The organism is Ideonella sp. (assembly GCF_041918995.1).
Lineage (GTDB): Bacteria > Pseudomonadota > Gammaproteobacteria > Burkholderiales > Burkholderiaceae_C > Ideonella.
Genome location: NZ_JAYRUN010000012.1, coordinates 14,447 through 37,800 on the forward strand (window position 1 = coordinate 14,447; position 23,354 = coordinate 37,800).

Annotated in this window: 23 protein-coding genes; 17 read left to right on the forward strand and 6 right to left on the reverse strand. The window is 71.6% G+C overall.

Annotated features, from left to right (window positions below):
- Nucleotides 1–14 precede the first annotated feature (14 nt).
- On the forward strand, nucleotides 15–896 hold the full coding sequence (locus ACE3UN_RS12080) for a Stf0 family sulfotransferase (protein ID WP_374675202.1): 882 nt from the start codon (nucleotides 15–17) through the stop codon (nucleotides 894–896).
- Here ACE3UN_RS12080 and ACE3UN_RS12085 read toward each other — a convergent pair.
- Nucleotides 865–2,175, reverse strand: a complete 1,311-nt coding sequence (locus tag ACE3UN_RS12085) for a hypothetical protein (protein ID WP_374675203.1) — start codon at nucleotides 2,173–2,175, stop codon at nucleotides 865–867. The genes ACE3UN_RS12080 and ACE3UN_RS12085 overlap by 32 nt on opposite strands.
- A gap of 585 nt (nucleotides 2,176–2,760) precedes the next feature.
- Here ACE3UN_RS12085 and ACE3UN_RS12090 point away from each other — a divergent pair.
- Entirely contained in the window at nucleotides 2,761–3,906 is a 1,146-nt protein-coding gene (locus ACE3UN_RS12090; RefSeq protein ID WP_374675204.1) for a 3-deoxy-7-phosphoheptulonate synthase, read from the forward strand.
- Between the two features lie 15 nt (nucleotides 3,907–3,921).
- On the opposite strand, the gene ACE3UN_RS12095 is transcribed toward ACE3UN_RS12090, so the two are convergent.
- Entirely contained in the window at nucleotides 3,922–4,515 is a 594-nt protein-coding gene (locus tag ACE3UN_RS12095) for a cob(I)yrinic acid a,c-diamide adenosyltransferase (protein WP_374675205.1), read from the reverse strand.
- A gap of 89 nt (nucleotides 4,516–4,604) precedes the next feature.
- Here ACE3UN_RS12095 and ACE3UN_RS12100 point away from each other — a divergent pair, with 89 nt between their 5' ends.
- From ACE3UN_RS12100 to ACE3UN_RS12115, 4 genes are all read left to right on the forward strand, one after another.
- Entirely contained in the window at nucleotides 4,605–4,970 is a 366-nt protein-coding gene (locus ACE3UN_RS12100; RefSeq protein ID WP_374675206.1) for a YciI family protein, read from the forward strand.
- Between the two features lie 86 nt (nucleotides 4,971–5,056).
- Complete coding sequence (locus ACE3UN_RS12105) at nucleotides 5,057–5,470, forward strand: YciI family protein (protein WP_374675207.1); 414 nt, start codon at nucleotides 5,057–5,059, stop codon at nucleotides 5,468–5,470.
- Between the two features lie 26 nt (nucleotides 5,471–5,496).
- A complete protein-coding gene (locus tag ACE3UN_RS12110) occupies nucleotides 5,497–6,807 on the forward strand; it encodes an RNA polymerase sigma factor (RefSeq protein WP_374675208.1) in 1,311 nt (436 codons plus the stop codon).
- Between the two features lie 35 nt (nucleotides 6,808–6,842).
- A complete protein-coding gene (locus ACE3UN_RS12115; RefSeq protein ID WP_374675209.1) occupies nucleotides 6,843–8,225 on the forward strand; it encodes an FAD-binding oxidoreductase in 1,383 nt (460 codons plus the stop codon).
- An 8-nt stretch (nucleotides 8,226–8,233) separates the two neighbouring features.
- Here ACE3UN_RS12115 and ACE3UN_RS12120 read toward each other — a convergent pair whose 3' ends face one another.
- From ACE3UN_RS12120 to ACE3UN_RS12135, 4 genes are all read right to left on the reverse strand, one after another.
- Entirely contained in the window at nucleotides 8,234–9,853 is a 1,620-nt protein-coding gene (locus ACE3UN_RS12120) for a SpoVR family protein (protein WP_374675210.1), read from the reverse strand.
- The gene (locus tag ACE3UN_RS12125) at nucleotides 9,850–11,136 is read right to left on the reverse strand and encodes a YeaH/YhbH family protein (protein ID WP_374675211.1); all 1,287 of its coding nucleotides are present in this window, start codon (nucleotides 11,134–11,136) and stop codon (nucleotides 9,850–9,852) included. The genes ACE3UN_RS12120 and ACE3UN_RS12125 overlap by 4 nt, the downstream gene beginning before the upstream one ends.
- 3 nt (nucleotides 11,137–11,139) lie before the next feature.
- Complete coding sequence (locus ACE3UN_RS12130) at nucleotides 11,140–13,062, reverse strand: PrkA family serine protein kinase (RefSeq protein WP_374675212.1); 1,923 nt, start codon at nucleotides 13,060–13,062, stop codon at nucleotides 11,140–11,142.
- A 350-nt stretch (nucleotides 13,063–13,412) separates the two neighbouring features.
- Nucleotides 13,413–14,345, reverse strand: coding sequence for a ParB/RepB/Spo0J family partition protein (locus ACE3UN_RS12135; protein WP_374675213.1), 933 nt, complete (start codon nucleotides 14,343–14,345; stop codon nucleotides 13,413–13,415).
- A 159-nt stretch (nucleotides 14,346–14,504) separates the two neighbouring features.
- Between ACE3UN_RS12135 and ACE3UN_RS12140 the strand changes: the two genes are divergently transcribed.
- The 11 genes from ACE3UN_RS12140 to ACE3UN_RS12190 are packed head-to-tail and all read left to right on the forward strand — an operon-like array spanning nucleotide 14,505 to nucleotide 23,353.
- Nucleotides 14,505–15,287: a beta-ketoacyl synthase chain length factor gene (locus ACE3UN_RS12140; RefSeq protein ID WP_374675214.1), complete on the forward strand. Its 783-nt coding sequence runs from the start codon at nucleotides 14,505–14,507 to the stop codon at nucleotides 15,285–15,287.
- Entirely contained in the window at nucleotides 15,280–16,065 is a 786-nt protein-coding gene (locus ACE3UN_RS12145; RefSeq protein ID WP_374675215.1) for a lysophospholipid acyltransferase family protein, read from the forward strand. Before ACE3UN_RS12140 ends, ACE3UN_RS12145 begins: the two co-directional genes overlap by 8 nt.
- The gene (locus ACE3UN_RS12150; protein WP_374675216.1) at nucleotides 16,046–16,321 is read left to right on the forward strand and encodes a phosphopantetheine-binding protein; all 276 of its coding nucleotides are present in this window, start codon (nucleotides 16,046–16,048) and stop codon (nucleotides 16,319–16,321) included. The genes ACE3UN_RS12145 and ACE3UN_RS12150 overlap by 20 nt, the downstream gene beginning before the upstream one ends.
- A gap of 30 nt (nucleotides 16,322–16,351) precedes the next feature.
- Complete coding sequence (locus ACE3UN_RS12155) at nucleotides 16,352–16,609, forward strand: acyl carrier protein (protein ID WP_374675217.1); 258 nt, start codon at nucleotides 16,352–16,354, stop codon at nucleotides 16,607–16,609.
- Complete coding sequence (locus ACE3UN_RS12160) at nucleotides 16,590–17,237, forward strand: hypothetical protein (protein ID WP_374675218.1); 648 nt, start codon at nucleotides 16,590–16,592, stop codon at nucleotides 17,235–17,237. The genes ACE3UN_RS12155 and ACE3UN_RS12160 overlap by 20 nt, the downstream gene beginning before the upstream one ends.
- Entirely contained in the window at nucleotides 17,234–19,000 is a 1,767-nt protein-coding gene (locus ACE3UN_RS12165; protein ID WP_374675219.1) for an AMP-binding protein, read from the forward strand. Before ACE3UN_RS12160 ends, ACE3UN_RS12165 begins: the two co-directional genes overlap by 4 nt.
- Nucleotides 18,990–19,736, forward strand: a complete 747-nt coding sequence (locus ACE3UN_RS12170) for a glycosyltransferase family 2 protein (RefSeq protein WP_374675220.1) — start codon at nucleotides 18,990–18,992, stop codon at nucleotides 19,734–19,736. Before ACE3UN_RS12165 ends, ACE3UN_RS12170 begins: the two co-directional genes overlap by 11 nt.
- Complete coding sequence (locus ACE3UN_RS12175; protein ID WP_374675221.1) at nucleotides 19,733–20,728, forward strand: acyltransferase; 996 nt, start codon at nucleotides 19,733–19,735, stop codon at nucleotides 20,726–20,728. Before ACE3UN_RS12170 ends, ACE3UN_RS12175 begins: the two co-directional genes overlap by 4 nt.
- Nucleotides 20,725–22,287 (forward strand): histidine ammonia-lyase, encoded by a 1,563-nt coding sequence (gene hutH / locus ACE3UN_RS12180; protein WP_374675222.1) that lies wholly within the window; start codon nucleotides 20,725–20,727, stop codon nucleotides 22,285–22,287. Before ACE3UN_RS12175 ends, hutH begins: the two co-directional genes overlap by 4 nt.
- Nucleotides 22,284–22,706 carry an acyl-CoA thioesterase gene (locus tag ACE3UN_RS12185; protein ID WP_374675223.1) on the forward strand — a complete coding sequence of 141 codons (423 nt, stop codon included), beginning with the start codon at nucleotides 22,284–22,286 and terminating at the stop codon, nucleotides 22,704–22,706. Before hutH ends, ACE3UN_RS12185 begins: the two co-directional genes overlap by 4 nt.
- Nucleotides 22,703–23,353, forward strand: a complete 651-nt coding sequence (locus tag ACE3UN_RS12190; protein ID WP_374675224.1) for an outer membrane lipoprotein carrier protein LolA — start codon at nucleotides 22,703–22,705, stop codon at nucleotides 23,351–23,353. The genes ACE3UN_RS12185 and ACE3UN_RS12190 overlap by 4 nt, the downstream gene beginning before the upstream one ends.
- Nucleotide 23,354: the final 1 nt, after the last annotated feature.

Here is a 23,354-nt window from a genome sequence, read left to right on the forward strand (position 1 = left end):
ACGACCCATTTCCCATGAAACCACGGTCCATCGCCCAGCTGTTCGAGTCCCCCATCGCCGATGCGGCGAAGTACGAGCGGCTGCGCCAGCAGGAAGACCCGCGCGTGCGCTATGTGATCGCCATCACGCCGCGCTCGGGCAGCAGCCACCTGTGCGACGTCATCAAGACCAGCAAGTACCTGGGCCGCCCGGGCGAGATGCTCTCGCGCGAGTTCATCCCGAACATCCTCAAGAGCGTGCCGGCGCGCACCCCGGACGAGTACTTCGCCCATGTGTTCCGCGCCCTGCAGGCCAACGCCGCCGGCGGCATCTCGGGCATCAAGTGCAGCTGGTTCCAGTTCCGCGAGTTCCGCCAGGCCATGGCGGCGCCCGAGGCGATGGACGACCTGCGCTACATCTATCTCACCCGGCGCGACCTCACAGCCCAGGCCGTGTCGCTGTACCGCGCCACCGAGACCAAGGTGTTCCACACCAACATCGAGCACTCCGCGGAAGCGCTGGCGCAGCTCGAGGTGCTGCCCTACAGCTACGAGCGCATCCGGTACTGGCGCGAGCACATCGCGCAGCAGGAGGCGGGCTGGCAGCAGTACTTCGTGGACAAGAAGATCTTCCCGCTGCACCTGCACTACGAGGACATCGAGGCCGACGCCGCCGCGGTGGTGCACCGGCTGGCCACCTACATCGGCCGGCCGCGCGCCTCGCGCGAGGTGGCCCCCGAGGAATCGGTGTTCCGCAAGCTCGGCAACCGCACCAGTGTGGAGTGGACGGCGCGCTTCAACCTGGAGCACGACGCGCAGCTGCGCGCAGCGCAGGCGGCCCAGGCGGCGGTCGCGGCCCCCGCAGCGGCCGCCGCCGGTGCACCGCTCAGTCCTGCGGCCCCACGTACAGCGCGCTGAACGCGCCGCCGGCACGGGCTTCGCCGTCCGTGTAGGGGTTGTGCACTTCCTGCGCCACGGCCACCGTCAGCAGGCTCCATTGCGCCGGGTCGGCCCAGGCGCTGCCCCAGGTGGAGGCCATCTGCTCGGCACTGACCTGCGACGCCGGCACGCCGGCCTGGCGCCCGGCCACGATGCGCAGCACGGTGCGCAGCTGGTCGAAGCTGACCCGCATGTCGAAGGCCTTGTCCGCGAAGGCGCCGTGGCGGGCCGCCGAACCGGCCGACGTGAACAGGGCTGCACCCGTCTCCACGTCGTGCAGGGCCTGGCCGCGCGCGGGGGGGGCGCCTTCGACGATGGGCATGCCGCCCTGCACGGGGTCGAACCACACCCGGCCGCTGGTGAACCAGCCCACGCGTGACCAGTCGCTGACGCCCGCCTGGGCGATGGCCAGCGGGAAGAGGTACTTCACCTGGCAGGGCCGGGTGGCGCTCATGCCCCCCGCGGCACAGGCGTTGTTGATGAAGCCCACCGCCAGGAACTGCTTGGATTGCACCGGCTGGGTGTGGCCGGCCGGCGCGTTGGCCACCAGCGTGCCGATCGCCTGGCGCGTGTGGATGCGGGCCACGCCGGGCTGGCCGGGCAGCGCGTTGGACAGCCACGGCCGCTGGGGCGCCTGCCGCCAGTCCATGCGGAAGGTGACGAAGCTGCTGGTGTTGAAGGCGTTGGTGCCCTTGCCGTCCTGACCGGCGGCGTCATAGGGGGTCATCAGGGGCTCGCCGCCGCCGGCCTTGGCGGCGCTGGCGGTGTACAGGCCGACCGCGCCGGCGCGGGCATCGAGCACCACCCGGCCCGGGCCCTGGGCGTCGCGCGCTTCGCTGGCGCAGGCCGCCGTCTGGCCGCTGGGCTGCCAGTCGGCCACGAAGCCGTCGCCGCCGTCGCCCAGCGCCACGGCACGCCGCCAGGCGGCGTCGGGGGCCGCGGGCAGCTCCTGGACGGGGCCGTTGGCCACGCCGGTCTCGCACGAGGGCGCACGCCCGAAGAAATTCACCTTCAGGCCGGGCTTGAGCATGTCGCCGCCCACCGGGTTCCAGCTGGCGAAGCGCCGCTGGCCACCGGCCACCGCGTCCAGCGCCTGGCCGTTCGTCAGGGCCTTGGCCACTTCCACGTGGAAGGCATTGGCACCGCCCGCGAACGGGTCCGTGGCATCCACGCCGGTCGGCGGATTGCCGTCGTTGCCGGCCGGCGGCTCGGCATCGCCGCCGCCGCCACCGCCGCACGCCACGAGGGCCAGGGACATCGCCAGGGCAGTCAGCATGGGCCAGTGCGCGACGCCTTCGCGCTGAAGGGAGACGGAGGAAGAACTGTGGTGGTAGCCGATGCCGCGCATGACGACGCCTCTTGGGTCTTCGACGGCGCGATCTGCGCCGCCCATGCCCAGTGCATCGGCTCGCGCGGGGGGTGACTTGACAGCGAATACGCCGGTTCACGAACTTCTTCTTCCGCTTAACTGCCCCGCTTCCGCGCCGATATTCCGCGGGTGATGGGCGCTGCCGCGGGTGCCGGAGGCACGGCTGCGCGCGCCAGCGCGGCTTCGTCGGCGGCGCGCGAGGTTTCGCGCGCGGGCAAGGCTGGCTTGCCGTGCGGCACAGCACGCGATGTGCGCTGCCACGGGGGTGCGTGCTACATTCAAGCCGTGACCCACGCCGTGCCGTTCTTCTTTGCGTACTTTTGGTTCTCGCCCCGTCAGGCGGCTGGAGAGGCCAACGCACGCAGGTAAGTCAACAGCGCAGCGAACACCCCCAGAAACCGCCGGACCCCCGGCGGTTTTTTTTCGCCGGCGTCAAGGCAAGTTCCCACCGCCTTTGCCAGAGTGAGCCCTTCGATGAATGCCAAAGCCACCGCCCCGAGCGACAGCCATTCCGCCCGATCGGGCCTCGTGCTCAGCGAGCGCACGAGCGAGACCGACGACCAGCGCATCGAGGACGTCACGCCCTTGCCGCCTCCCGAACACCTGATCCGCTTCTTCCCGATCGCCGGCACGCCGGTGGAGCGGCTGGTGACGCAGACGCGCTCGGCCGTGCGCCACATCATGCAAGGCAAGGACGACCGCCTGCTGGTGGTCATCGGCCCGTGCTCGATCCACGACCCCGGCGCCGCGCTGGACTACGCGCGCCGCCTCGCCGACGAGCGCGCGCGCTACGCCGACACGCTGGAGGTCGTCATGCGGGTGTATTTCGAGAAGCCGCGCACGACCGTGGGCTGGAAGGGTCTCATCAACGACCCCTACCTGGACGAAAGCTACCGCATCGACGAGGGGCTGCGCATCGCCCGGCAGCTGCTGGTGGAGATCAACCGCCTGGGTGTGCCGGCGGGCAGCGAATTCCTCGACACCATCAGCCCGCAGTACATCGGCGACCTGATCGCCTGGGGCGCTATCGGCGCGCGCACCACCGAGAGCCAGGTGCACCGCGAGCTGGCCTCGGGCCTGTCGGCGCCGATCGGCTTCAAGAACGGCACCGACGGCAACCTGAAGATTGCCTGCGACGCCATCCAGGCGGCGGCCCGGCCGCACCATTTCCTGTCGGTCCACAAGAACGGACAGGTGGCGATCGTTGAAACCAAGGGTAACAACGATTGCCATGTGATTCTGCGCGGCGGCCGTCTGCCCAACTACGACGCCGGCAGCGTGGCCGCGGCCTGCCAGGCGCTGACCGAGGCCAAGCTGCGCCCCAGCCTGATGGTGGACTGCAGCCACGCCAATTCCAGCAAGCAGCACCAGAAGCAGGTGGACGTGGCGCGTGACATCGCCGCGCAGCTGGCCGGAGGCAGCCGGCAGGTCTTCGGCGTGATGGTGGAAAGCCACCTGTGCGACGGGGCGCAGAAGTTCACGCCGGGCAAGGACAACCCGGCGGCGCTGCGTTACGGCCAGAGCATCACCGACGCCTGCATCGGCTGGGACGACTCGCTGACGGTGCTGCAGGTGCTGAGCGACGCGGTGAAGGCGCGCCGCGCCCGCCAGCCCGGCTGAGGGGCCGCCCCGCGCTCAGGCCGCGGCGTCGGGCTCGTCGGCCTGGCGCTGCAGCCGCTCGCTGCGCCAGTAGACGTCGTCGCCGCCCAGGCCGTCGAGGTTGGCGCGGTTGAGCACACGCGCCAGCACGAACATCAGGTCCGACAGGCGGTTCAGGTACTGGCGTGGCGCCGCGTTCACGGCCTCCAGCGCCGACAGCGCCACCACGGCGCGCTCGGCCCGCCGCGCCACCGTGCGCGCCACATGGGCCAGGGCGGCGCTGCGCGTGCCCGCCGGGAGGATGAACTCGGCCAGCCGGGGCAGGGCCGCGTTGTAGTGCGCCAGCGCCTCGTCCAGGCGCAGCACCGCATCGGCCTTGAGCAGCTCGTAGCCGGGGATGCACAGCTCGCCGCCGAGGTTGAACAGCTCGTGCTGCACGGTGACCAGCAGCTCGCGCACGTCGTCGGGCAGCGGCTCGGCCAGCAGCACGCCGAGCTGGGAGTTGAGTTCGTCCACATCACCCATCGCGGCGATGCGCAGGTGGCTCTTGGGCACGCGTTGCCCGTCGCCGAGCCCGGTGGTGCCGTCGTCGCCGGTGCGGGTGGCGATCTGAGTCAATCGGTTGGCCATGGGGGGAGTGTAGGCGGGGGGCGCCATGCTCCAATCCGGTGCTTCCAGATGGCCTCGCCCGGTGGCGGGGCCCCCTTGACGAGGTGCCCATGCGCTACATGCTCCTGATCGTCGAACCCGCCGGCCAGCGCGCCGAACGCACCCGCGCCGAGGGCGAAGCCGCGTACGCACGCATGCGCGCCTTCGGCGACGAACTGCAGGCCGAGGGCCGCCTGCTGGCGGTGGAATCGCTGGCCGCCATGTCGCAGGCCACCCGGGTCCAAGTGCGCGGCGGCAAGCGCCAGCTGCTGGACGGCCCGTTCGCCGAGGCCAAGGAAATGGTCGGCGGCTTCTACCTGGTGGACTGCAGCGGGCCGGAGGAGGCCCTGGCGCTCGCCGCCCGGTGCCCGGCCGCCGAATGGGCCACGGTGGAGGTGCGGCCCGCGGCGCCCTGCTACGACGAATCGCGCGGCTGACGGCGCCCACCCGGCGGCCGGCGTGTCGAAACGCCCGCCTGCGGTTCGTCGTCCTGGCAACTGCCATCCCTCCAGGAGCAACGACGATGCGATTCCTGATCATGGTGCGCGCCAACGCGGTGAGCGAATCCGGCGCCCTGCCCGAGGAGGCCCTCATGGCCGCCATGGCGAGCTACCACGAGGAGCTGTCGCGCGCCGGCGTGCTGCTCGACGCCAACGGCCTGAAGCCCAGCCGCGACGGTTTCCGCGTGCGCTACCGGGGCGGCCAGCCCACGCTGGTGGACGGGCCCTTTGCGGAAACCAAGGAGCTGATCGCCGGCTACACGCTCATCCAGGCCCGTTCGCGCGAGGAAGCCATGGAGTGGGCGCGCCGCTTCCCCGCCCCCTTCGGCCAGGCGCTGGACAGCGAGATCGAGGTGCGGCCGCTGGTCGAGCTGGACGACTTCACGCCCAACGCGGCCGTGGAACGCTTTCGCCAGCTCGACACGCCGCGCCCCTGACCCCGGCGCGCGCCGCCACCACGCCCATGGCCGATCCGTCACCGCCCTTGCCTGCGGGCCATGCCACCCACCGCGCCATCGACGCCGTCTGGCGCATCGAGCAGGCCCGCATCGTGGCCGGCGTGGCCCGGCTGGTGCGCGACATCGGCCTGGCCGAGGAGCTGGCGCAGGACGCGCTGGTGGCGGCCCTGGAGCACTGGCCCCGCGAGGGCGTGCCGGCCAACCCGGGGGCATGGCTCATGACCACCGCCAAGCACCGCGCGCTGGACCGCCTGCGGCGGGACAAGAACCTGGCCGCCAAGCTGGAACAGATCGGCCTGGACCTGGAGGCGAGGGAGGCGCTGGTGGTGCCCGATTTCGTGGACGCCCTGGATGCGGCGCGCCAGGACGACATCGGCGACGACCTGTTGCGCCTGGTCTTCACCGCCTGCCACCCGCTGCTGTCGCCGGAGGCGCGCGTGGCCCTGACTCTCAAGCTGCTGGGCGGCCTGAGCACCGCCGAGATCGCCCGCGCCTACCTCGTGCCCGAGCCCACCATCGCCCAGCGCATCGTGCGCGCCAAGCGCACCCTCGCCGAGGCGCGGGTGCCGTTCGAGGTGCCGCGCGGCCCGGCGCTGGCCGACCGGCTGGCCTCGGTGCTGGAAGTGGTCTACCTCGTCTTCAACGAGGGCTACACCGCCACCGCGGGCGAGGACTGGATGCGCCCCGCCCTGTGCGACGAGGCCATGCGCCTGGCGCGCATCCTCGCCGAGCTGGCCCCCCAGGAGCCCGAGGCGCACGGCCTGTCCGCCCTGCTGCAACTGCAGGCGTCGCGCACGGCGGCACGCACCGATGCGCAGGGACGCCCGGTGCTGCTGGCCGACCAGAACCGCGCCCGCTGGGACCCCTTGCTCATCCGCCGCGGCCTGGCCGCGCTGGACCGTGCGCAATCGCTGTGCGACGTCCAGGGCCGGGCCTTCGGGCCCTACGCGCTGCAGGCGGCCATCGCGGCCTGCCATGCACGCGCCGTCGTGCCGCAGGACACGGATTGGGCGCGCATCGCGGCGCTGTACGACGCCCTGGCGGCGACCACACCCTCACCCGTGGTCGAGCTGAACCGTGCGGTGGCCGTCGCGATGGCGTTCGGCCCGGAGGCGGGGCTGGCCATCGTCGACGCGCTGCAGGACGACCCGGCGCTGCGGGCCTACCACTGGCTGCCGGCCGTGCGGGGCGACCTGCTCGCGCGGCTGGGCCGGGTGGAAGAGGCCCGCGCGGCCTTCGTGCACGCCGCCGGGCTGGCGCGCAATGCACAAGAACGCGCGCTGCTGCAGCAGCGCGCCGGCGCGCTGACCCAGTGAGCGCAGGGGGTCCGGGCAGCCTCCACAATGGGGCCATGGAACGCACCCTGCCCGCCCCCGCCCTCGCCGCGCTGCAGCAGCGCTTCGGTGACCGCCTGTCCCTGGCCCGCGCCGTGCGCGAGCAGCACGGTCGCGACGAATCGCCCTTCGACGTGCCGCCGCCCGATGCGGTGGTGTTCGCCGAGTCCACCGACGACGTGGCCTTCGTGGTGGCCCTGGCGCACGGGCATGGCTTCCCGGTCATTCCCTTCGGCGTCGGCTCCTCGCTCGAAGGCCACTTGCTGGCCGTGCAGGGGGGCATCAGCATCGACCTGTCGCGCATGAACCGCCTCCTGCAGGTCAACGCCGAGGACCTCACCGTCACCGTGCAGGCCGGCGTGACACGCGAGCAGCTCAACCGCGAGATCCGCGACACGGGCCTGTTCTTCCCCATCGACCCCGGCGCCAACGCCACGATCGGCGGCATGGCGGCCACGCGGGCGTCCGGGACGAACGCCGTGCGCTACGGCACCATGCGCGAGAACGTGCTGGCGCTCACCGTCGTCACGGCCAGTGGCGAGGTGCTGCACACCGGCACGCGCGCCCGCAAGTCGAGCGCCGGCTACGACCTCACCCGCCTGTTCGTGGGCAGCGAGGGCACGCTGGGCGTGATGACCGAGGTCACCCTGCGGCTGTACCCGCTGCCGCAGGCGGTGTCGGCCGCGGTGTGCCACTTTCCCGATGTGGCGAGCGCGGTGAACACCACCATCGCCATCATCCAGATGGGCGTGCCCATCGCCCGCTGCGAGCTGCTGGACGCCAACGCCGTGCGCGCGGTGAACCGGGCCGAGAAGATGGCGCTGGCCGAGGCGCCCATGCTGCTGATGGAGTTCCACGGCAGCGACGCCGGCGTGCAGGAGCAGGCCGAGCTGGTGCAGGAGATCGCCGCCGAGCACGGCGGCCAGGCCTTCGAGTGGGCCACCACGCCCGAGGCGCGCACGCGCCTGTGGACGGCCCGGCACCGGGCGTACCTGTCGGGGCTGCAGATGAAGCCGGGCTGCCGCGCAGTGACGACCGACGCCTGCGTGCCCATCTCGCGCCTGGCCGAAGCCATCGTCGATTCGGTGGCCGAGGTGGAGGCCTCGGGCCTGCCGTACTTCATCGTCGGCCACGTGGGCGACGGCAACTTCCACGTCGCCTACCTGATCGACCCCGAGCGGCCCGAGGAGCGCGAGCTGGCCGAACGCCTGAACCACCAGCTGGTGCAGCGTGCGCTGCGCCTGGAGGGCACCTGCACCGGCGAGCACGGCGTGGGCCTGCACAAGCAGGGCTTCCTCCGCGAGGAAGCGGGCGAAGGCGGCGTGGCGGTGATGCGTGCGCTCAAGGCCGCGCTGGACCCGCGCGGCATCCTCAACCCCGGCAAGATCTTCGCCGCCTAGCGGCGCCGTCAGCCGGGGGCGGGCACGCTCCAGCGCCGGGTGATGTCGCCGCGCGCGTTCACGCTTTCCAGCTGCACGCCGAAGCCCCACAGGCGCGCGACGTGCTTGAGCACCTCGTGGGCCGATTCGTCCAGCGGGCGGTCGTTGTGCTGCGTGTGGCGCAGCGTGAGCGAGCGGTCACCGCGCAGGTTCACGTTCCACACCTGGATGTTGGGCTCGCGCGCACCCAGGTCGTACTGGCGTGACAGCGCCTCGCGCACGCGCCGGTAGCCACTCTCGTCGTGGATGGCGCTCACCTCGATCTCGGGCTCGTGCTCATCGTCGGTGATCTGGAACAGGCGGAAGTCACGCATCAGCTTGGGGCTGAGGAACTGGCCGATGAAGCTCTCGTCCTTGTAGTTGCGCATGGCCTGGTCCAGCGTGGGCAGCCAGGGCTTGCCGGCGATGTCGGGGAACCAGTGGCGGTCCTCGTCGGTGGGGGCGTCGCAGATGCGCTTGATGTCGGTGTACATCGCGAAGCCCAGCGCGTACGGGTTCAGGCCCGAGTAGTTGCGGTCGCCCACCCGGGGCTGGTAGATCACGTTGGTGTGCGACTTGAGCCACTCGATCATCACGCCGTCGGTGAGGTAGCCGTCGTCGTACATGGTGTTGAGCAGCTTGTGGTGCCAGAAGGTGGCCCAGCCCTCGTTCATGACCTGGCTCTGGCGCTGCGGATAGAAGTACTGCGCGATCTTGCGCACGATGCGCACCAGCTCGCGCTGCCAGGGCTCGAGCAGCGGCGCGTTCTTCTCGATGAAGTACAGCAGGTTCTCCTCGGGGTCGGCCGGGAAGCGCTTGGGCGCCGCCGCCTCCTCCTCCTTCTCGGCCCGCCGGGGCAGCGTGCGCCACAGGTCGTTGACCTGCGCTTGCGCATACTGCTCGCGGTCGCGGCGCTGGGCCAGTTCCTCGGCGAGCGACTTCTTGCTGGGCCGGCGGTAGCGGTCCACGCCATGGTTCTGCAGCGCGTGGCAGGAATCGAGGAACTCCTCCACCGCGCCGATCCCGTGCCGCTCCTCGCACTCGGCCACGTAGTTCTTGGCGTAGACGAGGTAGTCGATGATGGACGAGGCATCCGTCCACATGCGGAACAGGTAGTTGCCCTTGAAGAAGCTGTTGTGCCCGTAGGCGGCGTGGGCGATGACCAGCGCCTGCATGGCCATCGTGTTCTCCTCCATCAGGTAGCTGATGCAGGGATTGGAGTTGATGACGATCTCGTAGGCCAGGCCCATGTGGCCGCGGCGGTAGTTCTTCTCCGTGGAGATGAACTCCTTGCCGTAGCTCCAGTGGCGGTAGTTCACCGGCATGCCCACGCTGGCGTAGGCATCCATCATCTGCTCCGCGGTGATGATCTCCAGCTGGTTGGGATAGGTGTCCAGGCCGAACCGGCGCGCCGTGGCCCGGATCACCTCGTGGTACTGGTGGATGAGCTCGAACGACCAGTCGCTCGGGTCCGGCAGCGGGTGCTCGGGCCGCGGCGGCGGCGGCAGGGGCTGGTCCAGCGCCGCACGCGGCCGCCGGCGGTCGCCGGTCTCAGGGATCTTGGCGGGGTTGTGCACGAAACGGCGGTCCTGGGAGTATTCAACGCTCATGCCGGAGCCCCCTGCTTCTTGAAGAGGTCGCGGAACACGGGGTAGATCTGGTCGGCGGCGATGGCCTTGCGCATGGCGAAGTGCCTGTGCGTCTCGGCGATGCGCGTGTACTCCTCCCAGAGGTTCTGTTCTTCCTCGGCCACCTGCACGTAGGCGTAGTAGCGGCAGGCCGGCAGCAGCTTCTCGGTGAGCAGCTCGCGGCAGCGGCCCGAGTCGTGGTGCCAGTTGTCGCCGTCGCTGGCCTGCGCGCCGTAGATGTTCCACTCGTGCGGGTTGTAGCGGCTCTGGATGATCTCGTGCATCAACTCCAGTGCGCTGGACACCACCGTGCCGCCCGTTTCGCGGGCGTGGAAGAAGTCCTCCTCGTTCACCTCCTGGGCCTGGGTGTGGTGGCGGATGAAGACCAGCTCGATCTTGTCGTAGTGCTTGGTGAGGAACAGGTACAGGATGATGAAGAAGCGCTTGGCCAGGTCCTTGCGCGCCTCGTCCATGGAGCCCGACACGTCCATCAGGCAGAACATCACCGCCTTGGAGCTGGGCACCGGCACGCGCACGCGGTTGCGAAAGCGCAGGTCGATGGGGTCGAGAAAGGGGATGCCGGCCAGCTTGCCGCGCAGCTCCGCGATGCGCTTCTCGGCGTCGGCGAGCTCCTTCTGCGCCACCGGGTCGTCCGGATGGTGGCGGCGGATCTCGGCCACGCGGTCCTGCAGCGCATGCAGCTCGCGCCGCGCATCGCCACCCAGCGCGATGCGGCGGCTCAGCGCGCCGCGCATCGAGCGCACGATGTGCAGGTTGTTGGGCGTGCCGTCGCTCGAGAAGCCGGCGCGGTGGGTCTTCCACTCCGGCACCTCGGCCAGCTGGGTCTTCACCAGGTGCGGCAGGGCCAGGTCCTCGAAGAAGACCTGCATGAACTCTTCCTTGGTCAGCGCAAAGACGAAGTCGTCCTCGCCTTCGCCGGAATCGCTTGCCTGGCCCTTGCCGCCGCCCTGGCCGCCGCCGCCCTGCGGCCGGGCGATGCGGTCGCCGGCCACGTACTCCTTGTTGCCGGGGTGCACCATCTCCCGCTTGCCGCCCTGGCCGTGGTGGAACACCGGCTCGGAGATGTCCTTCTTCGGGATGCGCACCTCTTCGCCGCGCTCCAGGTCGCGGATGCCACGGCCGTCCACCGCCCGCTTGACCGCTTCGCGGATCTGGTCCTTGTAGCGCCGCAGGAAGCGCTCGCGGTTGCCGATCGACTTGTTCTTCCCGGCCAGCCGTCGATCAATGATGGATTGGAGCGCCATGGGTCAGGAGCTCTTGCGCACCCGCAGGTACCACTCGCACAGCAGCCGCACCTGCTTGGCGGTGTAGCCCTTCTGCACCATGCGCTGCACGAAGTCCTCGTGCTTCTTGGCCTCGTCGGCGCTGGCCTTGGCGTTGAAGCTGATGACCGGCAGCAGTTCCTCGGTGTTCGAGAACATCTTCTTCTCGATCACCGTGCGCAGCTTCTCGTAGCTGGTCCAGTTGGGGTTCTTGCCGGCGTTGTTGGCGCGCGCACGCAGCACGAAGTTGACGATCTCGTTGCGGAAGTCCTTGGGGTTGGCGATGCCCGCGGGCTTCTCGATCTTCTCCAGCTCGGCGTTGAGCGAGGCGCGGTCGAACACCTCACCGGTGTCGGTGTCGCGGTACTCCTGGTCCTGGATCCAGTAGTCGGCGTAGGTGACGTAGCGGTCGAAGATGTTCTGGCCATACTCGCTGTAGCTCTCGAGGTAGGCGGTCTGGATCTCCTTGCCGATGAACTCGGCATAACGTGGCGCGAGCTGCTCCTTGATGAAGCCGATGTACTTCTGCTCGAGCTCGCCAGCGAACTGCTCGCGCTCGATCTGCTGCTCGAGCACGTACATCAGGTGCACGGGGTTGGCCGCCACCTCGGTGGAATCGAAGTTGAAGACCTTGGACAGGATCTTGAAGGCGAAGCGGGTGGAGATGCCGCTCATGCCCTCGTCCACCCCGGCGTAGTCGCGGTACTCCTGGTAGCTCTTGGCGCGCGGGTCGGTGTCCTTCAGGTTCTCGCCGTCGTAGACCTGCATCTTGCTGAACAGCGAGGAGTTCTCCGGCTCCTTCAGGCGCGTGAGGATGGCGAACTGGCTCATCATCTTCAGCGTGCCCGGCGCGCAGGCCGCCTCGGCCAGCGACGAGTTGCGGATCAGCTTCTCGTAGATCTTGACCTCCTCGCTGACGCGCAGGCAGTACGGCACCTTGACGATGTAGACGCGGTCGAGGAAGGCCTCGTTGTTCTTGTTGTTGCGGAAGGCCTTCCACTCGCTCTCGTTCGAGTGCGCCAGGATCACGCCGTCGAAGGGGATGGCGCCGAAGCCCTCGGTGCCCTTGAAGTTGCCCTCCTGGGTGGCCGTGAGCAGCGGGTGCAGCACCTTGATGGGCGCCTTGAACATCTCCACGAACTCCATCAGCCCCTGGTTGCTCAGGCACAGGCCGCCGGAGTAGCTGTAGGCGTCGGGGTCGTCCTGGGCGTAGGTCTCCAGCTTGCGGATGTCCACCTTGCCCACCAGCGAGCTGATGTCCTGGTTGTTCTCGTCGCCCGGCTCGGTCTTGCTGACACCCACCTGCTTGAGCACGCTGGGGTAGCGCTTGACCACCTTGAACTGGCGGATGTCGCCACCGTACTCCTCCAGCCGCTTCACGGCCCACGGGCTCATGATGCGGTTGAGGTAACGGCGAGGAATGCCGTACTCCTGCTCCAGCAGGGGGCCATCCTCGTCGGCGCTGAACAGGCCCAGCGGTGATTCGTTCACCGGCGAGCCCTTGATCGCGTAGAAGGGCACCAGCTCCATGAGCTGCTTCAGCCGCTCGGCGATGGAGCTCTTGCCCCCGCCCACCGGGCCCAGCAGGTAGAGGATCTGCTTCTTCTCCTCCAGCCCCTGCGCGGCATGGCGGAAGTACGACACGACCTGCTCGATCGAGTCTTCCATGCCGTAAAACTCGGCGAACGCCGGGTAGATCTTGATGACCTTGTTGGCAAAGATGCGCGACAGCCGCGGGTCGTTGCGGGTGTCGACGAGTTGCGGTTCACCGATGGCCTTGAGCATGCGCTCGGCAGCGGTGGCATAGGCCAGCGGATTGCGCTTGCACTCCGCCAGGTAGTCCGCGAGGGACATTTCCTCCTCGCGGGTGCGCTCGTAGCGGGCGGCGAAGCTGCTCATCACGTCCATGCAAGACCTCCTGTGGAAGCATCAGGGCGGCGTCCGCGCGACGGACAGGCGTGTCCGGCTTCGCGGCGTCTGGGAAGTTCTGATGGCGTCCCGGCTGTACGGACCCGGGCGTCATCAGAGCTTTCCGGTCTTGATGGGTGTCAACGCATCAGCAGGCGTCGACGGTGACCAGCGTGAGCGAATCTCCTGCGGGGCTATCCAGCAAAAAGCGGACCATGTGGGTGGCAGATCGGGCGTTCCGTGCGCCCGGGGCCTGCGGCCACCGTGCGTCGGTTATAGCGCGTTTGTGTCGGCCGTGCAGACAGGGTTCCCGCGGCGTGCGCGGCACGCCGGCCCATGGCGTGCAGGATTCAGCGTTCCGACACGCCCAGCTTGTCCAGCAGGCCCGACAGCTCGTCGAGCGACGAGAAGCGGATGGCGATCTCGCCCTGCTCGCCCCGGCGCGTCTTGCGCTGCACGCGGATCTCCACGTCCGCGGTCAGCACGTCGGCCAGCTGCTCCTCCAGCCGCACGATGTCGCGCGACTTCTCCTGCGCCACGCGCAGCAGCGGCGCCTGGCGGCCGGGGTTGAGGGCCTTGGTGGCCAGCTTCTCCGCGTCACGCACCGAGAGCTTCTTCGCCACCACCTCGTTCGCCGTGAGGATCTGCTCGGCCGCGGGCAGCGGCAGCAGCGCCCGCGCATGGCCCATGTCGAGGTCGCCCGCCATGAGCATCTGCTGCACCGGCGCGGCCAGGTTGAGCAGGCGCAGCAGGTTGGTGGCGGCGCTGCGCGAGCGGCCCACCGCCTGCGCCGCCTGCTCGTGGGTCAGGCCGAACTCGTCGACCAGGCGCTTGAGGCCCTGCGCCTCTTCCAGCGGGTTCAGGTCCTCGCGCTGGATGTTCTCGATGAGCGCCATGACGGCGGCCGCCTCGTCGGGCACCGCCTTGACCAGCACCGGCACCTCGTCCAGGCCCGCCAGCTGCGCCGCGCGGAAGCGGCGCTCGCCGGCGATGATCTCGTAGCGTGCCGCCCCGGTGGCGCCCGGCCCGGGCGCGTCGCCGAGCGGGCGCACCAGGATGGGCTGCATCACGCCCTGGCTCTTGATGCTCTCGGCCAGCTCGTACAGCGAGCCCTCGTCCATGCGCGTGCGAGGCTGGTACTTGCCCGCCTGCAGCTGCCCCACCTTGAGCACGCTCGGCGCGCCCGCCGCCGCCTCGGCACCGGCGGACGGCACCTCGCTCACCTTGGGGCCGAGCAAGGCCTCCAGGCCCATGCCCAGGCCCTTGGGTTTCTTCGTTGCCATGGCCGGATTGTCACCCCACCGCCACGCCCGACCGCCTGCACAGGCAATAGTTGGCGGCCAGTCGTCACGTGCGCGCGTATTAGGGGAAGCCGTCAGTGGGCCGCGGGGGAGTGCCTACTTACAATTGGATGTCCCCACGCCGCGCCTGCCCTTTTTCCCTTGAACGTCGAGTTTGTCATCCGCGACTGGACCGCGTGGGCACCTGGCCTCGAGCGGCGTGAGCAGTGGGGGGCGTGGGCCGGGCAACCGGCCCGGGTGCCCGACGCCGTGCCGTCGATTGCCGCCCCCGTGGCCGGCATGCCGCCCATGGTGCGCCGGCGCCTGAACCCGCTCGGTCGCATGGCGGCAGACGTGGCCTACCAGCTCCTGGGTCCGCAGTCGGCCAGCCCGCCCGGCGCCTGCCCCGTGGTGTTCGCCTCGCGCTACGGCGACGCCGAGCGCGCCCTGGCCCTGCTCGCCGAGGCGGCGCGCGGCGAGCCGCTGTCGCCCACCGCGTTCGGCCTGTCGGTGCACAACGCCATCGGCGCCACCTGCTCCATCGCGCGCGGCGACCGCGACAACCACACCGCCCTGGCGGCCGGGCCGGCCACGGCCGCGCTCGGCCTGCTGGAGGCCGCCGCGCTGCTGGCCGACGGCGCGCCCGAGGCGGCCGTGGTGTGCTACGACGCGCCGCTGCCGGGCGAGTACGCCGCCTTCATGGACGAGCCCGTGGCCGCGCACGCGTGGGGCTGTCGCATCGCGCTGCCCGGCTCGGCCGACGCGCCGCGCATCCGCCTCGGACTGGCCTCGCCGCCGCCGGGGGCCGCCGCGCAGGCCAGCCCGGACGACGCCCTGCCCTTCTCGCTGTCGCTGCTGCGTTTCCTCATCGGGCAGGCGCCCGCCTGGCAGCGCCGCGCCGAACCGGGCGCCGCCGCATGCTGGCAAGGCAGCCGGCATGGGTGAGCGGCTGGACATCGCGTGGCGCACCGCCGCCACCGGCCTGTGCTTCGCCACCTTCGGGGTGGGCGGGCTGATGCTGCGCACCCTCGTGTTCCCGGTGCTCGGCCTGATGGTCACCCAGCCGGCGCGCCGCCAGCGCTGGGCACGCGCCTGCATCAGCCGCGCATTCCGCCTGTTCGTGCGCCTGATGTGCGGCCTGGGCGTGATGTCCATCGAGATCGTGGGGGCCGAGCGGCTGCAGCGCCGCGGCCTGCTGATCCTGGCCAACCACCCGACCCTGATCGACGTGGTGCTGCTGATGTCGCTGGTGGACGGGGCGGACTGCATCGTCAAGGCGTCTCTGGCGCACAACCCCTTCACCCGCGGCCCGGTGCGGGCGGCCGGGTTCGTGTGCAACGATTCCGGCCCTGCCATGGTCGAGGACTGCGTGGGCACCCTGCAGCGCGGCCACAACCTCATCGTCTTTCCCGAAGGCACGCGCACGCCGCGCACCGGCGCGCGGCCCCTGCAGCGCGGGGCCGCCAACATCGCCGTGCGCGGCCGCTGGGCCGTCACGCCCGTGCGCATCTGCGCCCAGCCGCTCACCCTGGCCAAGGGCGACCGCTGGTACCGCGTCCCGCCGCGGCGCATGCACATGCGCCTGGAGGTCGGGCCGGACATTCCCGTGGCCCCTTTCCTGGCCGACGGCTGCAGCGACGCGGTCGCCGCGCGCCGCCTGACCGACCATCTGACCGACTACTTCTTCGACAAGGGAGCCCACCGTGCAGGCCATCACCACTGAGGCACTGGAACAGGACATCAAGGAGCTGGTGATCTCGTCACTGGCGCTGGAGGACATCCAGCCCGACGACATCGACCCGGCCGCGCCACTTTTCGTCGAGGGCCTGGGCCTCGATTCCATCGATGCGCTGGAGCTCGGCCTGGCGCTGCAGAAGCGCTACGGCGTGCACATGTCCGCCGACGGCGAGGAAACGCGCCGCCACTTCGCCAGCGTGCGCGCCCTGTCCGCCTTCGTGGCCGCGCACCGCAACCGCTGACGCCTCACCCGCGAGACCCGAGGGATCACCATGACACAAGACGACATCCTGCAGACGATCGTCAACACCCTGCACGAGACGTTCGAGATCGAGCGCGAGCGCATCCGGCCGGAATCGCGCCTGTACGAAGACCTGGACATCGACAGCATCGACGCGGTCGACCTGATCGTCCGGCTCAAGCCGCTGGTGGGCAAACGCATGAACCCCGAGGCGTTCAAGACGGTGCGCACCGTGCAGGACGTGGCCGACGCCCTGGCGCGCCTGGTCAATGACCCGGCGCCCATCTGACGCGCCGCACCGCATCGCTCCGGCCCGCTCCGCCCCGGCCCCCCGGCTGCGGGCGGCGGCCACGGCCGCCGTGCTCGTGCTGACGCTCGCCTACCCCTTCGTCGTGGCATTCGGCGCCGACCGCCTGCCGCCGGGCGGGGTGGCGGCGGCGCTCGTCGCCGTGGCGGTGCTGCGCGCCGCGCTGGCCCGCGACCCGGTGTGGTGGCTGGCCGCGGCCGGCGCCGTCGCGCTGGCGGCCGTCAGCAGCCTGGGCCACGGCTGGCTGCCGCTCAAGCTGTACCCGGTGCTGGTGAACGCCTCGCTGCTGGCCGTCTTCGGGCTCAGCCTGCACCACGGTCCGCCGCTGGTGGAGCGCCTGGCGCGCGTGGCCGAGCCGGCGCTGCCCGCCGAGGCGGTGGCCTACACGCGCCGCGTCACGCAGGCCTGGTGCGTGTTCTTCCTGGCCAATGGCCTGGTGGCCGCCGCCACGGCGGTCTGGTCGTCCACGCGGGTCTGGGCGGCGTACAACGGTTTCGTCGCCTACCTCCTCATCGGCGCCATGTTCGGTGGCGAATGGCTGCTGCGTCGCCGCCTGAAGGCCCGGCTGGCTGCCGCCCCGGACGCCGCCGTCCCCCGGAGCGCCGCATGACCCAGGCCCCCCGGCGCGCCACGTGGCGAGCCCTCACCCACGTCGCCTGCGGCGCACCCGACCCCGCGCGTCCCGTGGCACGGCGCCAGGGCCGCCTGCTCACCCATGCAGACTGGCTGGCCGAGGTGAAGGGCTGGCGCCAGCGCCTGGCCGGCGAGCCCGGCACGCGGTGGGCGCTGTTCACCGAAGACGCCTACGATTTCTCCACCCGCCTGTTCGGCGCCTGGCTGGCCGGCAAGACGGTGGTGCTGCCCGGGGACACCCAGCCGGCCACGCTGGCCAGCCTGGCCGACCGCTGCGACGGGTGGCTGGGCGAGCTGCCCGGCGCCCTGGCGGCGTCCACCGGCCCGGTGGACCAGGCCCCCTGCGCCCCGCTCGACCTGCAGCGCACGCACCTGGTCGTCTTCACCTCGGGCTCGTCCGGCGAGCCCGATGCCATCGACAAGCGGCTGGCCCAGCTCGACGCCGAGATGCACACGCTGCAGGCGGCGTTCGGCGAGCGGGTGGATGCCGACGGCGTGGCCACCGTGGCGGCCACCGTCTCGCACCAGCACATCTACGGCCTGCTGTTCGTGGTGCTGTGGTCCCTGGCCGCCGGTCGGCCGTTCCTCGCGCGCCGGCTCGACTACCTGGAGGCCCTGCCCACGGCCCTGCAGGGCGAACCGGGCGTGCTGGTGGCCAGCCCGGCGCACCTGCGCCGCGTGCCGGACGAGCCCGCCCTCGTGCAGGCCGGCGCCCGGCTGCGCGCGGTGTTCTCCTCCGGCGGCCCGCTGCCCCCCGAGGCGGCCACCGAGTGCCTGCTGCGGCTGGGCCACTCCCCCATCGAGGTGTTCGGCAGCTCGGAGACGGGCGGCATCGCGTGGCGCCAGCGCGCCGTCGATGGCGACCACTGGCAGCCCCTGCCGGGCATCGACTGGCGCATGGACGGCGACCTGCTGCAGGTGCGGTCGCCGCACCTGCCCAGCGCCGAGTGGGCCGGCACGGCCGATCGTGTCCGGCCGGCGGCCGGCCCGCGCGGTGCCGCGGGATTCATCCTGCTGGGCCGCGCCGACCGCATCGTGAAGATCGGCGAGAAGCGCGTGTCGCTGACCGCGATCGAGCGCACCGTGGTGGACGACGGGCAGTGGGTGGCCGAGGCCCGCGCGCTGGTCCTGCCCGATGTGGGCGGCGGCCCGCGCCTGGCGGTGGTCGCCGTGCCGGGACCCGCCGGGCACGACTGCCTGGCCCTGGAAGGCCGGCGCGCCCTCGGCCAGCGGCTGGCCTCGCGCCTGCTGGCCCAGGTCGAGCGTGTCGCGCTGCCGCGGCGGTGGCGCTTCGTCCCGGCGCTGCCGGTCAACCCGCAGGGCAAGGTGACCGAGGCCGCCCTGGCCGCCCTGTTCGGCGCCCAGGTGCACGAGCCGCCCGGTGCGCAGTGGCTGGAGCGCGGCGCCCAGGCCGCGCGACTGCGCTTCGCCCCGCCCGCGTCCCATCCGGTGTTCGACGGCCACTTTCCCGGCCAGCCCATCCTGCCCGGCGTGGCCCAGCTCGACTGGGCGCTCACCTGGGCCCGGCAGGCCTTCGACCTGCCCGCCGAGTTCCTGCGCATCGACGCGCTGAAGTTCCAGCAGGTGGTGCCACCCGACGCCGAGCTGGAGCTGGCCCTGCAATGGGACGCGCCGCGCGGCGTGCTGACGCTGCGCTACACCTCGGCCCTGGGCGTGCACGCCAGCGGCAAGGTGGTCTTCGCTCCCGCCGTGCCGCAGGAGGCGCCCGGTGCGCACTGACGTCGTCGCCGTGATCCCCGTCTACAACCACCCCGCCACCATCGGCGCCATGGTGGACGGCGTGCACGCGGGTGGCCTGCATGCGCTGCTGGTGGACGACGGCAGCGAGCCGGGCTGTGCGGCCGTGCTCGACGCGCTGGCCGCCCGCCACGGGCCCGATCGCCTGACGCTGGTGCGCCTGCCGCACAACCAGGGCAAGGGCGGCGCCCTGATGGCCGGCCTGCGGGCGGCAGGGGCACGGGGCTTCACCCATGCGCTGCAGATCGACGCCGACGGCCAGCATGCGGTGGGCGACATCCCGCGCTTTCTCGCGGCCAGCGCCGCGCAGCCGGGCGCGGTGATCGTCGGGCAGCCCATCTACGACGACAGCGTGCCGCTGGGGCGGCTGGTGGGGCGTTATGCCACCCACATCTGGGTGTGGATCAACACCCTGTCGCTGGCGATCCGCGACTCGATGTGCGGCTTCCGCGTGTACCCGCTGGCGCCCACCCTGCGCCTGCTCGACGAGGTCGCGCTGGGCAAGCGCATGGACTTCGACACCGAGGTGCTGGTGCGCCTGGCCTGGCGCGGCGTGCCCATGGTCAACCTGCCCACCCGCGTGACCTACCCGCAGGACGGCATCTCGCATTTCCGCCTGGGCCGCGACAACGTGCTGATCTCCGCCATGCACGCGCGGCTGTTCGGCGGCATGCTGCTGCGGCTGCCGCTGCTGCTGTGGCGCCGGGTAGCCGGATGAACGCGCCCGCTGCCGGCCGCGCGCCGGCCCACTGGGCCCACATCGGCGAATCCACCTGCGCCGGCGGGCTGTGGCTGCTGTACCAGGTGCACCGCTGGCTGGGGCGCTGGCCCTACCGCCTGTGCGTCGTGCCGGTGGTGGCCTGGTACTGGCTCAGCCGCCCGGCGGCGCGTGCCGCCTCGCGCGGCTACCTGGCACGCGTGGCCGCCCACACCGGCCGCCCCGCGCCCGGGCCGGGGGCCTCGTGGCGCCACCTGCTGTCCTTCGCCGACACCCTGCTCGACAAGCTGCTGGCGATGAGCGGGCGCTACCGCTTCGAGCACCTGCGCTTCGAGGGCCACGAGCCCGTGCTGCAGATGATCGCCGAGCGGCGCGGCGGCATGCTCGTCACCGGCCACGTCGGCTGCCTGGAGCTCTGCCAGGCCGGCGCCGGCCGGCGCGAGGGGTTCGACCTCACCATCCTGGTCCACACGCGCCACGCCGAGCAGTTCAACCGCCTGCTGCGCCGCCTGGACCCCGGCTCGCGGGTGGAGCTCATCCAGGTCACCGAGATCACGCCGGCCACCGCCGCGCTGCTGGCCGAGCGCGTGGCGCGCGGCGGCTTCGTGGCCATGGCCGGCGACCGCGTGCCGGTGCGGCCCACGCCCGGCAGCACGGCCATGGCGCCCTTCCTCGGCCAGCCGGCGCCGTTCCCCGTCGGGCCGTACGTGCTGGCCATGCTGCTGCAGTGCCCGCTGTACTTCATGGCCTGCACCCGCTCGGCGGACCGTGCCCGGCCCGGCCATGTGGTGCGCTTCGTGCGCCTGGCCGAGCGGGTGAGCCTGCCGCGTGGCCAACGCGCCCAGGCGCTGGCCGGCCACGTGGCCGCCTATGCCCGTGCGCTGGAGGCCGTGGTGGCCGAGGCGCCGTTCGAGTGGTTCAACTTCTTCGATTTCTGGGCCCAGCCCGTGGCCACCCCCGCCACGGCCGCCACGCCCACCGCCTGCCCATGAGCACCTTGCCTGCCCCCCTGCCCACCGTCCGCTTCGACGGCCAGCGCCTGCGCATCGAGGACGTCGTCGCCCTCGCCGAGGGCCGCGCCCGCGCCGAGCTGTCCACCGACCCGGCCTTCCGTGCGCGCATCGCCCGCGGGGCCGATTTCCTGGACCGCCTGCTCGCCGAGGACGGCGTGGTCTATGGCGTCACCACCGGCTACGGCGACTCGTGCACCGTCAGCATCCCGCCGGCGCTGGTGGACGAGCTGCCGCACCACCTGTACACCTACCACGGCTGCGGCGCGGGCCGCTGGCTGTCGCCGCCCGAGACACGCGCGGTGCTGGCGGTGCGCCTGGCCTCGCTGGCGCAGGGCGTCTCGGGGGTGAGCGTGGCCTTGCTGGAGCAGATCGAGCAGCTGCTGGTGCACGACGTGCTGCCGCTCATCCCCGCCGAGGGCTCCGTGGGCGCCAGCGGCGACCTCACGCCGCTGTCGTACCTGGCCGCCGTGCTGTGCGGCGAGCGCGAGGTGGTGTGGCGCGGCGAGCGCCTGCCCGCCGCCCAGGCGCTGGCGGCCATCGGCCGCGCGCCGCTGCGCCTGCGTCCCAAGGAGGCGCTGGCCCTCATGAACGGCACCGCCGTGATGACCGCCCTGGCCTGCCTGGCGTGGCAGCGCGCCGACTACCTGGGCCGCCTGGCCACCCGGCTGACCGCCTGCAACGTGGTGGCCAGCGCCGGCAATGCGCACCACTTCGACGAGCGCCTGTTCGAGCTCAAGCCCCATCCCGGCCAGCAGCGCGTGGCGGCCTGGCTGCGCCACGACCTGGCCAGTGACCGCCCGGCGCGCAACGAGCAGCGCCTGCAGGACCGCTACTCGCTGCGCTGCGCGCCGCATGTCATCGGGGTGCTCGAGGATGCGCTGCCCTTCCTGCGCCAGCTGGTCGAGAACGAGCTGAACAGCGCCAACGACAACCCGCTGATCGACCCCGACGCCGAGCGCGTGCTGCACGGCGGCCATTTCTATGGCGGCCACATCGCGTTCGCCATGGACGCGCTGAAGGCGGCGGTGGCCAACGTGGCGGACCTGCTGGACCGCCAGCTCGCGCTGCTGGTGGACAGCCGCTACAACCACGGCCTGCCCGCCAACCTGTCGGGCGCGACCGGCGACCGCGCCGCCATCAACCACGGCCTCAAGGCGGTGCAGATCAGCGTGTCGGCCTGGACCGCCGAGGCGCTGAAGCTCACCATGCCGGCCTCGGTGTTCTCGCGCTCCACCGAGTGCCACAACCAGGACAAGGTGAGCATGGGCACCATCGCCGCACGCGACGCGCTGCGTGTGCTCGAGCTCACCGAGCAGGTGGCCGCCGCGATGCTCGTCGCCGCGCGCCAGGCGCTGGCGCTGCGCGGCCGCCTCGACCCGTCGCTGAGCCTGCCGGTGCCGCTGGCGGCGTTCCTGGCCGCGCTGGCCGACGAGATTCCGCTCGTGACGGAGGACCGCGCCCTCGACCGCGAGCTGCATGCGCTGGCCGAGGGGATACGCGCCCGCCGTTTCGCCGTCGCCGCCACGGAGGCCCGATGAGCGCGCCCGACCTCAGCCACACCATCGAGGTGGTGCCCGCCTTCTACGACATCGACGTGATGGAGATCGTCTGGCACGGGCACTACGTGAAGTACCTGGAGCTGGCTCGCAGCGCGCTGCTGCAGCGGTACGACTACGACTACCCGCAGATGCGCGCCTCGGGTTATGCCTGGCCCATCGTGGAGCTGAAGCTGAAGTACGTGCGCTCGGCCGTGTTCGGCCAGCCGCTGAAGGTGCGCGCGCGCATCGTGGAGTGGGAGAACCGCCTGCGCATCGACTACCTGCTCAGCGATGCCGCCACGGGCGCCAAGCTCACCAGCGCGCAGACCACCCAGGTGGCGGTGGACATCGCCACGCGCGAGATGTGCTTCGTGTGCCCGCCGGTGCTGTGGCAGCGCCTGGGCGTGGAGGCGCCGTGAGGTCGCGCCGCCGTTGCGTCGTCGCGCTGGCGGCCGGCATGGCCGCCCTGGCGGCGGGCCGCCCGGCCTCGGGCGCTGCCGCGGCCCCCGCCGAGGCCCTGGCGGCCCGCCTGCGCCAACGCCTGTCCGACGCGCCGGTGCAGCGCGGCCAGTTCGAACAGCGCAAGACCGTGGCCGGCTTCAAGCACCCGCTCGTCTCGCGCGGCGACTACCTGTTCGCCCGCGAGCGCGGCGTGGTGTGGCGCACGCGCGAGCCCTTCGCCTCCACGCTCGTGCTCACGCGCGACCGGCTGGTGTCGCGCACCGATGATGGCCGCGGCGGCACGCCCGCCGCCGACACGCAGCAGTCGCCTGCGCTGCGTGCCGTGAACGGCCTGATGTTCGCCCTGCTCGCTGCCGACCTGGCCGCGCTCGGCGAGCGTTTCCGCATTGACGGCGAGGTGCCGGCGCAGGGCACATGGCGCCTGGTGCTCACGCCGCGCGATGCCGCGCTGGGCGCCTGGATCCAGCACATCGAGCTGCAGGGCGACCGCCAGGTGCAGGCCGTGCAGTGGCGCGAGCCCAGTGGCGACGAGACCCACCTGCGGCTGAGCGGCCAGAGCACGGCCGTCCAGCTCGACCGCGACGAGGCGGCCCGCTTTGAGTGAG

What these genes read in the sequence shown, in the direction of transcription:
- ACE3UN_RS12080 (WP_374675202.1), top strand. Translation starts at nt 15, where the DNA reads ATGAAACCACGGTCCATCGCCCAGCTGTTCGAGTCCCCCATCGCCGAT.
- ACE3UN_RS12085 (WP_374675203.1), bottom strand. Translation starts at nt 2,175, where the DNA reads ATGTCCCTGGCCCTCGTGGCGTGCGGCGGTGGCGGCGGCGGCGATGCC.
- ACE3UN_RS12090 (WP_374675204.1), top strand. Translation starts at nt 2,761, where the DNA reads ATGAATGCCAAAGCCACCGCCCCGAGCGACAGCCATTCCGCCCGATCG.
- ACE3UN_RS12095 (WP_374675205.1), bottom strand. Translation starts at nt 4,515, where the DNA reads ATGGCCAACCGATTGACTCAGATCGCCACCCGCACCGGCGACGACGGC.
- ACE3UN_RS12100 (WP_374675206.1), top strand. Translation starts at nt 4,605, where the DNA reads ATGCGCTACATGCTCCTGATCGTCGAACCCGCCGGCCAGCGCGCCGAA.
- ACE3UN_RS12105 (WP_374675207.1), top strand. Translation starts at nt 5,057, where the DNA reads ATGCGATTCCTGATCATGGTGCGCGCCAACGCGGTGAGCGAATCCGGC.
- ACE3UN_RS12110 (WP_374675208.1), top strand. Translation starts at nt 5,497, where the DNA reads ATGGCCGATCCGTCACCGCCCTTGCCTGCGGGCCATGCCACCCACCGC.
- ACE3UN_RS12115 (WP_374675209.1), top strand. Translation starts at nt 6,843, where the DNA reads ATGGAACGCACCCTGCCCGCCCCCGCCCTCGCCGCGCTGCAGCAGCGC.
- ACE3UN_RS12120 (WP_374675210.1), bottom strand. Translation starts at nt 9,853, where the DNA reads ATGAGCGTTGAATACTCCCAGGACCGCCGTTTCGTGCACAACCCCGCC.
- ACE3UN_RS12125 (WP_374675211.1), bottom strand. Translation starts at nt 11,136, where the DNA reads ATGGCGCTCCAATCCATCATTGATCGACGGCTGGCCGGGAAGAACAAG.
- ACE3UN_RS12130 (WP_374675212.1), bottom strand. Translation starts at nt 13,062, where the DNA reads ATGGACGTGATGAGCAGCTTCGCCGCCCGCTACGAGCGCACCCGCGAG.
- ACE3UN_RS12135 (WP_374675213.1), bottom strand. Translation starts at nt 14,345, where the DNA reads ATGGCAACGAAGAAACCCAAGGGCCTGGGCATGGGCCTGGAGGCCTTG.
- ACE3UN_RS12145 (WP_374675215.1), top strand. Translation starts at nt 15,280, where the DNA reads ATGGGTGAGCGGCTGGACATCGCGTGGCGCACCGCCGCCACCGGCCTG.
- ACE3UN_RS12155 (WP_374675217.1), top strand. Translation starts at nt 16,352, where the DNA reads ATGACACAAGACGACATCCTGCAGACGATCGTCAACACCCTGCACGAG.
- ACE3UN_RS12160 (WP_374675218.1), top strand. Translation starts at nt 16,590, where the DNA reads ATGACCCGGCGCCCATCTGACGCGCCGCACCGCATCGCTCCGGCCCGC.
- ACE3UN_RS12165 (WP_374675219.1), top strand. Translation starts at nt 17,234, where the DNA reads ATGACCCAGGCCCCCCGGCGCGCCACGTGGCGAGCCCTCACCCACGTC.
- ACE3UN_RS12175 (WP_374675221.1), top strand. Translation starts at nt 19,733, where the DNA reads ATGAACGCGCCCGCTGCCGGCCGCGCGCCGGCCCACTGGGCCCACATC.
- hutH (WP_374675222.1), top strand. Translation starts at nt 20,725, where the DNA reads ATGAGCACCTTGCCTGCCCCCCTGCCCACCGTCCGCTTCGACGGCCAG.
- ACE3UN_RS12185 (WP_374675223.1), top strand. Translation starts at nt 22,284, where the DNA reads ATGAGCGCGCCCGACCTCAGCCACACCATCGAGGTGGTGCCCGCCTTC.